At 42.9% G+C, this 8,329-nt stretch carries 9 protein-coding genes and 1 pseudogene; all 10 read right to left on the bottom strand.

From position 1 onward, the window contains the following. Positions 1-231, bottom strand: a pseudogene (locus N473_RS26595) (hypothetical protein); the annotation flags it as partial. Continuing rightward, entirely contained in the window at positions 228-3,839 is a 3,612-nt protein-coding gene (locus N473_RS23100; RefSeq protein WP_081221393.1) for a tape measure protein, read from the bottom strand. The pseudogene N473_RS26595 and the gene N473_RS23100, both read right to left, overlap by 4 nt. Positions 3,840-3,895: 56 nt before the next feature. Beyond that, complete coding sequence (locus N473_RS23095; RefSeq protein WP_063370003.1) at positions 3,896-4,657, bottom strand: hypothetical protein; 762 nt, start codon at positions 4,655-4,657, stop codon at positions 3,896-3,898. Positions 4,658-4,665: 8 nt separating this feature from the next. Further along, positions 4,666-5,070: a hypothetical protein gene (locus N473_RS23090; RefSeq protein WP_063370002.1), complete on the bottom strand. Its 405-nt coding sequence runs from the start codon at positions 5,068-5,070 to the stop codon at positions 4,666-4,668. Beyond that, positions 5,067-5,600 carry a hypothetical protein gene (locus N473_RS23085; protein WP_063370001.1) on the bottom strand — a complete coding sequence of 178 codons (534 nt, stop codon included), beginning with the start codon at positions 5,598-5,600 and terminating at the stop codon, positions 5,067-5,069. Before N473_RS23085 ends, N473_RS23090 begins: the two co-directional genes overlap by 4 nt. Next, positions 5,597-5,896 carry a hypothetical protein gene (locus tag N473_RS23080; RefSeq protein ID WP_063370000.1) on the bottom strand — a complete coding sequence of 100 codons (300 nt, stop codon included), beginning with the start codon at positions 5,894-5,896 and terminating at the stop codon, positions 5,597-5,599. The genes N473_RS23085 and N473_RS23080 overlap by 4 nt, the downstream gene beginning before the upstream one ends. Further along, positions 5,883-6,227 (bottom strand): hypothetical protein, encoded by a 345-nt coding sequence (locus N473_RS23075; RefSeq protein WP_063369999.1) that lies wholly within the window; start codon positions 6,225-6,227, stop codon positions 5,883-5,885. Before N473_RS23075 ends, N473_RS23080 begins: the two co-directional genes overlap by 14 nt. A 45-nt stretch (positions 6,228-6,272) precedes the next feature. Continuing rightward, a complete protein-coding gene (locus N473_RS23070; protein WP_063369998.1) occupies positions 6,273-7,307 on the bottom strand; it encodes a major capsid protein in 1,035 nt (344 codons plus the stop codon). A gap of 10 nt (positions 7,308-7,317) precedes the next feature. After that, positions 7,318-7,665, bottom strand: coding sequence for a head decoration protein (locus N473_RS23065; RefSeq protein ID WP_063369997.1), 348 nt, complete (start codon positions 7,663-7,665; stop codon positions 7,318-7,320). 9 nt (positions 7,666-7,674) lie between these two features. Further along, on the bottom strand, positions 7,675-8,329 hold a 655-nt coding region (locus N473_RS23060), incomplete at its 5' end, for a S49 family peptidase (RefSeq protein WP_196766466.1).

Below are 8,329 nucleotides of genomic sequence, written 5' to 3'. Positions count from 1 at the left end.
TATTGATATCTGGAATGAAGTTAGCGTGTTCTGTGAGTGATTAAATAAAGTTTCAAACGATGAGATATCTTCTAGTTCACTCTCTAAAACAATGCTCCTTCCCGCAATTATCTGGCTTTTTTCTACATGCGAAGATCCGTTTAAAGCGAACTCTGTTTGCTGAACGATCCCCAATGCCTGATACTCATTTTTCCAAACAAATTGGGGATACTCTATGTTGTCTAAAATCATTGAACTAAACTCAACTTCTCTAATTTATCAATTAGCTTATCTTCCATAACAACCAAGGCGTCTTCGACAACTTCATCCGAACTGATAACTTGCAAACGAATTATTTTGCCCGAAGATAAAAATGATTGAGGCTGTGCGCTTGTCGGTTGTTGATAGGCAGGTATGTATTCAACATTGGCTGATGATGCCTGCGGCCTACTTTGAGAGCTACTAGCGCTGCTTTCTTGTTTAAGTGCATCTCTACGCTGCTGAATCAAACCCGCTAATGAGTTTCGCTGCTCCCGATCCAAATGGTTCAATTGTTTTACAATTCGCTTGTAAAGGTTTGACAGTTCAGATTTTGATGCTGCGTTGTTGATTTGAGATTCAAATTTTGAATACTGACTAGATTGAAGCTGCTCACGCGCACGCCGCTCTTTTTCTTGCTGCACTTCACGACTAGAAAAGCTGTAAGCGTTATCTTTTTCATGCTTTTCCTGATAATCAACAATAGTTTGAACTGTTGGCCGAGGGCCACTGTTCAGTGAACTAACGTTATTTGAAGCACTTGAAGCGCTACGACTAACACTATCTAAAGCGTTTTTCTGGTCTCTTAGACTTTTCAATTGAAGTTCATTTGCTTTTGTTGACTCTTTTGTTGCTTGGGTCCCTCGTTGAGTAGCTTGTGTAGCGGCATCTTGCGCACCTTTAAAATCTCCAAGAAGCTGGTTAACAACACGTAGCAAACCTTCCAGTCGCCCTTTTTCTTGATTGTACTCTCGACTTTTGATTGCGCCGGATTGGTATTGAGCGCCAAGGCTGTCTAGTTTACTAAGCAAAGCACTTTGCTCACCTTGGAGTTGTCCAAGTGTTGCAAGTTCCAAGTTCTGCACCGTGTTAAGGTCTTGTGTTTGCTGAGTTAAACGGACTTGCTGCGCGCTAAGTGCTTTTTGAGCTTCTGCTTTTTGCTTAGATGTTGCTGTGCTAGACGCGATGACTTGCTGATTAGCCCTAATGGCTTTATTAGTTTGTTCGACTGCGCGCTGGTATTTTGTCACTGCCTCTGAATTGGTATCTGTGACAGGCTTTAACTCATTAGCTTTCGCTATGAGTTTGTCTAGCTCAGTCGTTAACCCTAATGCAGCAGCGGCAGCCTCTACACTTGAGGGAACAGTTTGATCTGTCGCATCGGCGGCGTTTATCGCTGCATCAGCCCACTTCAAGAACGCCTGTTGCTGTGCCGCTATTGGTTGGTTATGCTGTTGAATTAACTCAAAAGCGCCTTGTAGCTTTTCGGCTGTTTTTGTTAGAGCCTCACTACTTGTTAAGCCTAACTCTTGATACGCTTTACTGAGATCACCGGCTAAATATGACTGTCTCTTTAAGCTCTCATTATGCGCTTCAAACTTTAGTTTTAGGTCGTCAATGTGCGCTATCTGATCAGCATACTTTTCTTCTGAAAGTGACAAAGCTTCGCGCGCTGAGTTTAGCGACAATATGAAACCGTTAACGCCATTACGAACACCAGACAAACTGACGCTTTGAGCGTCTAAAGACTTAACCACATCAAGTGCTTGAGGGATGCTCATTTGTAAGAAAGCTTGCCTTTCCTGCTCTGCCAAAGTATTTGCTTTTGTTGTGGTCTCAAGTTCCTTTTGTTTACTGATTACACTTTCGTAAGCTCCTGTCTGCTCATTTTGAACGACAAGCCCCCGCCTCACAGCTTCGTCAAACTCAGCCATAGTCGTGATATTTATACCAAGCTCACGGCTAACCTGTGCGTATGTATCCGCTAATTTAATGGCCTGTTCGTCTACGGCTTGCTTGCTTGCAGCTACCTCACGCCACATTCCTTTTAGCTTTTGATACTGAATATAAACATTTGCAAGCTGGTCTAATAGTAAAGTGTATGCGCTAACGGCCCCTATTGACGTTAAAACACCTTTGAATCTAAGCGAACTTGCTGTATTAACTTTTGTTTGTGCGTCAACTGTTTTTAATGAAGTTATATAACCAGCTAAAGACACGACTGCCGACTTTGCACCAGAAATAACATTAGAGAAATAAGTCCCAACTTTTAGAGCAAGCCAAACTTTGGTCACTGTTAAAATTGCGTCTTTGTACTCGACTAGTGAACTAATCCCGCTTTTGATTGACTCGCCAACAGAGACTAGAGAATCACTAATTGACTGAGCCCATGCTTTTAACCTGCCATCGGCTGCCATTGCAGCAAACTCTTTATTCAAATCCGTTAGCTGCTGTTTTAGCCAGTCCATTGCGCCACTTTGCGCAATTAAATTATAGAATTGGTCGAGATTGTCCTTTGCGTTAGAAACTTGGCCGCTTAATAACTGCATTTGCGCTGCGGCACTGCCTGCACTGTCACGCCCCATCTCGTCCATCAAGTCCGCAATAACATCACGGCCTAACTTCCCAGCGCTAGAGAGCTTTTGCAATTCCTGAACATTTTTACCAGTGACATTTTGTAATAAATCCCACACTGGCACACCGCGCTCGATAAGCTGTAAGATCTCTTCACCTTGCAACTTTTGCTTTGACCAAGCTTGGCCTAGTGCTAAAGAAATGCCCTCCACTTGCTCAAAACTGCCGCCAAGCTTAAAAGCTGTATCGACTATTGACTGCATGGCCCCGTCAGTCGGATCAATACCAAACGCCTTTAGTTTGACAAATGCTTCGCTAACTTCTGAGAGTTGAAGAGGTGTGCTTTTGGTAAACTCTTTGATCCACTCGGTAGCCTGCTCACCTCCCGCAATACTGCCCATTAAGCCGGTCATTTGAACGCCTAAACGCTCAAATTTATCACCTGTTGAAAATATATTGGTGATACTTGTTGTTAGCTGGTCAATACCTAAATATGCAGCGCCCAACGCAACGATATCGCGCGTAACACTTGTTACACTGCCGCCGTATTCTTCAGCGCTTTTTGATGACCGTTCGAGTAGCTTTTGTTGTTTAGACAGCTTAGCATTTGTGTCTGATATTGCTTTCTGTGCAAATCGTTGTTTTGTCGCTAACTTGTTGTTAGCTTCAGACAAATTATCTAAATCTATTCGCTGTCTTTTTAGCGACTTTCCTAATCGCTCAAACTCAGAACGGCCTTTTGTGACCGTACTCGACAGCCTATTAACAGTCTGCCGCTGTTGTTTAAGTGCAAGCTCATGATCTGATAAAGCTTTTACAGATTCTTGGTAACTATCAGCAAGACTTTCTACTTTTTTGCGTTGCCCTGCAAGCGTGCGCTCTAACTCGACACTTTCACTACCAGCCTGTGCGCTTGCATTCTCAAGCTTTTCTAACTCAGCTTTAGCGGTAGATAAATCTTTACTCAGCTTTTTAGATTCAGTACTTAATGAAACTTTTTGCTGTTTAAGTTTATCAAGCTCTAAATTATTCTTTGTATAACTATCTTTCGTTTTATCGAGGGTTTGTGACAACTCTTGATATCGTGCCACAGCCTTTTGTTGAGCCTCAGTATTAGCAAGCTCAGCGTTGAGGATTTCAATTGTATTTTCTAGCCCTGCGGCTTTTTCTTCAGCGTTTTGCGCAACGCCAGAGAAAAGGTCACGGCCTTTTATGACAAATTCAACAATTTTATTTTTAAAAGACATTTGAAATACCCAATAAAAAAGCTCCCGAAGGAGCTTTGATTTTGATTAAAAGTTTTTTAGCTGATTACATCTAACAAGTAGTCATAATCTTTGCCCTGAGCTATCGAGGCAACCCCCTCAAACTCCGGTGACATATATTCGTTTTGCAAAAAGTTAAGTGCAGAAGTTGAGCTCATTTGCGCAAGAGGAACATCCAATTGCACCTTATCGCCATTGTCAATATTTACGCCAGTTAACGAGATAGCCCAGTTCACCTCCTGAACTTCTCCACCCTTAATCCGACTCCCCTCAAGCGCTAAAGCCTGATAAGTAACCTTTATTTCTCCACCGTTAATCACTCGGCCACCAGCCAATGGTCTGATCAAGCCCGCCGCCCATTTAACTTCGTAGTCAACACCATCCACTAGGTCATCTACCCCCAGTTTCACGCCCCAATTTGTTGACGTGATGTGCTTTGCACCTAAGCTACTCCAAGTGCCGTCACTGTTTAAAGCGATTGGCTTATCTGTTGCATTTATAGCTTGCTGATTCAACGCTGTATGCTCTGCCGCTAAGGCATCGGCAATAATTTTAGAATCAACTTCATCAAACTTAAGCTTTAACTTTGTTGGGTTTGCGGTTTGAACTCGGCCTAATGATTTGCCATGTGTTGCTTTATTTCTTGATGGCCTGATAATTTCCTCAATATCGGGCTCAATCTCTAACTGTTCCGCGTTAATTGGACCTACTGCGCCAGTGCCTGGCAATGGCACACCTTTGCTATTAGTACGTGTGAGAAATACCTCTCCACGCAATATAAAACCTTGTGAATCCGACATGTTCACTCCTATTTGAATTTTACTCTTAAACTAAAAACCGCTTTTGCGTCATTGTCCTGCGGCTCCGGTGGTAGAATTTTGATTGATTCGGTAAGGGCAAACTCGATGGCTTTTCCATCTAGAGCGCTATTGATTGATTTACTCTCTTTTTCGATTGCAAGCTTTATCTCATTAGCTAGTTCTAATAGGAGCTTATCCGCATTTTCGAATAGCGCTCCATTAGCTCTGTGAGTTAACACAGCTAGAACGTCTAACTGTTGCGGCTTTCCATCACTCAACTCTAAGACTTGAATTGTAATTTTCTTATCTTGGTCTCTGCCCAACGAGCCCGATCTGTAAAAGCCGCGTTCAGATGGCGCAAAAGCACTGAAAAACTTTACCAGCGCATCAAGCACCTCTAATGGTTGAGTCATAATGATCTCTCAAACTTTTTTGTTAGCATCTGTACAACGAAAGGTTCCACACTGTCACTGACTACCCCTAGAGCGCCAGCAACACTGGGGCCATAGGGTACGTCTGGTATATCGCGAGTTGTCTGCCCTTTTTCACGATAGCCAAGCAGGACATTGTTATTCTTACCCTGAAAAATAAAGGCCCCTTTCCAATGACTAGTTTTACCCCGCAAAAACGCCCCTATATAACCCGCAGTAACGAGTTTGTTCGGGGTTTTGGGGTTAACACTTTGACGGTACACAGGGTCTTTAACGAAGTTAATCGCGCTACTTACTCGATGACGTGCATAAACAATCAACTCAAGCTGGCTCGGCTGAATATCCAACTTTAAACGCTCATTGACGTAGCTCTTATCTTGGAACCCGTAGCGATCATAAATTGCATCTACGAGTTCACTTTTAACCTGCTCTCCACTATCAGTGATCGTTTGTTTAAGCTTGATCTCTGCGGTTTTGCGAATATCGCGTATTTGTCGTGATAATTTCGTCATGTGAATATAAATGTGATAGAAATTTCATCTTTCATATAAAGCTCTGATAAATGAAAGGTTTCATTTCCAATGATTATGGGAGTTCTAGTCTCGGGGGTACATTGGGAGCGAAGTAATCGCACAGTTTTTATCTCTTCGCGAGAGAAATTAGAGTATGCATCACCACGCTCACGTACTCGCTCTACAACTTCAGCATCTACCTCTTTACCTTCATAAATTGCTTTATCAGAAGTTGCGAGGAAGAGCTTTTCTTCTGCCGAATAGCTCTTCTGTAGAGCGTTGCTAAGCAGGTTCATAATGCTTTACTTGATCATACTTGAGCGCTATTTGCGCTTGCTCAGAAGTCAATATGTTTACGCCTGGTGCAACTGTAAAACTGGTATCATCATTCGACTTATCAACTTGCAGAATCAGTAAACCATTGCGTTCACTGAAAACTTTTGCGTTTTCAGGTTTATGTTGATCTACTTTGGTATTGTTTTCTTCTGATTTAGCCGCTAACTCTGCCGTCAGAGCTTCGACCTGTTGTTTTAGCTTAGCTTCTGTCTTTTCCGGTTCAATTTCTCGCTGCAACTGCAAAGATAATTCTGTTACTTCTGCTGTTAACTGTTCAATTTTATTGCTCATTGTTTTACTCACAAAAAAAGCCGCAGACAGCGGCTTAAAGGTTGATTAGATTAATTTGATGACTACAAACCCATCAGGATCTGTATTTGCCATCAGTGGGGCCGATTTCGTAACAGTGTAAGTTTTAGCCACGTCCCCTTCTTCTTTATAAACTTTTTGGAATCGGTCCGTTTCTTCCATGCCAGCCTCAATTGCATCATCATCCAAAATTGCACCATACAACCTTGCCAACTCAATACCTGAGTGTCCAAATGTAAACGTATAGTCATCCAAGTAGTTTTGTTTGACTCCGTTGACACGTCTGTGCCCAGTATAAACAACGACTAAAACGTCTCCGAGATACCCTTTATAGGAAATATCTTTCCCTAGGTCTTTGAGTGCAGTTTCTAGTTGTGAGTTAGAGCCTCTTCTAGTTTCGAGCTTGTCGCTTATGGCATCGAACTCATTAAGCAGGCCCCATCCAAGTTGATCACAAATTAATATGTTTAAACCATGTTCGGACGCTACGGCATACTTTTCAATATCTCTCATTGGATCGTATGTTTTACGGTCTTTTGCTACCCATGAAGCTGCACCAGCCAGCGTAATTTGGTTTTCAGGGCTGCGGTTGAAATTCACATTAATTGGCTCTGGCAGACCTTCACCCTCGCACGTGTAATGCCCGTCAACGACAGCTCGGACCGCCATCCACTCTTCGGTTTGTTGAATAGCTAATTCTTCATCAATCAAGTTTTGAGTGATGATTGCTTGTCTGCGCTGCTGCTTTGTTAGTTCACCAGAAAAAGCTTCCCCAGGCCGCCTTTTCAGTGTTTTTTTGATGTCCACGTCATGCTTTGGCTTAAGTGATGCCGGTGTGATCTTCGATGTTTTGTGTCCACGAGTTCTAATAACTTTCCCATTTACTTCAGGCGCGACAAAGACCGCAGAATTAACAGCTTCATCGACTTTATCTATGTCCACTTCTTCCGTTTCAAAAGTGTACATATTGGGGAAAAACAGCGTTAAAAAAAGCGAAGATACCTTCGCTTTCTTTTTTTGAACTACGCTGTACAGCGCTCGTGGTGTGTATGTGTCTGACATTGTTAATTCCTTATTCTAAAACTTTTCCAATCGCAATCGGTGTACCATCAAACGCCCCTAACTTTTGCGCGTCTGTTGCACCTGCTGGCCAATTAATAAGGTCTGTATTGAAATGACCTCCATCATAATAAGGAGCCGCCTTAGCTCCGGTGGCAGTATCAACAGTGCCAACGGTTAAAAATTTCGCAAACTGAGTGCCATCATTAGCAGCCGGTTCCCATTTCTTCAGGTTTCCGGTTGCGGTCACTCTCCCGAGTGGCGTTAGTTTTGGCAACGTTTGAGAAGTCTCAAAAGTGCCTGTATTCTGAGTCAGCGGACGATCCCCCGCTGTGAGCTGTTCGTGGATCAACTGTTCCATTTGTTACTCCTATTTACCAAATACTTTGTCATGAGCGGCTAACAGCGCTTGCTCTTCTTTTTCAGTATCAGAAAGTTCATCTGCATCACCCGATGTGTCTAGGTCCGGCTGCTCTTCGTCTGACATTGCACCATCTAATGCCGCTCCTATGTCATCCTCTTTGGCGATGTCACCCGCCTGCCCATCTTCTTTTGCTGAAACTTTTAAAAGCCCCAAAGCTTCGTCTGATGACATGCTAGTTGATAGTGCTAAATGAGTTGCCATTTTCGTGCGGCTTTTTGCTTCATCACTGTTTAAAATGGCACTGATACGTTCTCGCTCCATCTTTGCACCTTCCGCCTTAGCAGCGTCTAAATCTGATTGAGTGAGTTGGCTGTCCGCGCCTGTTTTTGCTGTTTCAGGTGGATTATTGTCAGTAGACATTGAAACTCCTATTGAATTATTTGATTTGATAACGTCGAGCAGTAAAGGAACAGCTTCTTGTCCGTTTACCAGTTTGTCAGCAAAGCCTATGTCTATGGCTTCTTGACCTGTGAATACTTGCGCCTCAGTGTCTAGAACAGCGCTTTTACTAATGCTGATACCATCAGAAACGAGTTGGGCGAATTCGTCCCTAGATTTATCTAGTCTAGATTTGATACGACCTTGAACTTCTTTTGGCAGC

The sequence above is a fragment of the Pseudoalteromonas luteoviolacea CPMOR-1 genome (assembly GCF_001625685.1).
In the GTDB taxonomy this organism is placed as follows: domain Bacteria; phylum Pseudomonadota; class Gammaproteobacteria; order Enterobacterales; family Alteromonadaceae; genus Pseudoalteromonas; species Pseudoalteromonas luteoviolacea_K.
Note: the sequence above shows the minus strand (reverse complement) of the source record. Positions and strands in the feature narration are given on the sequence as shown.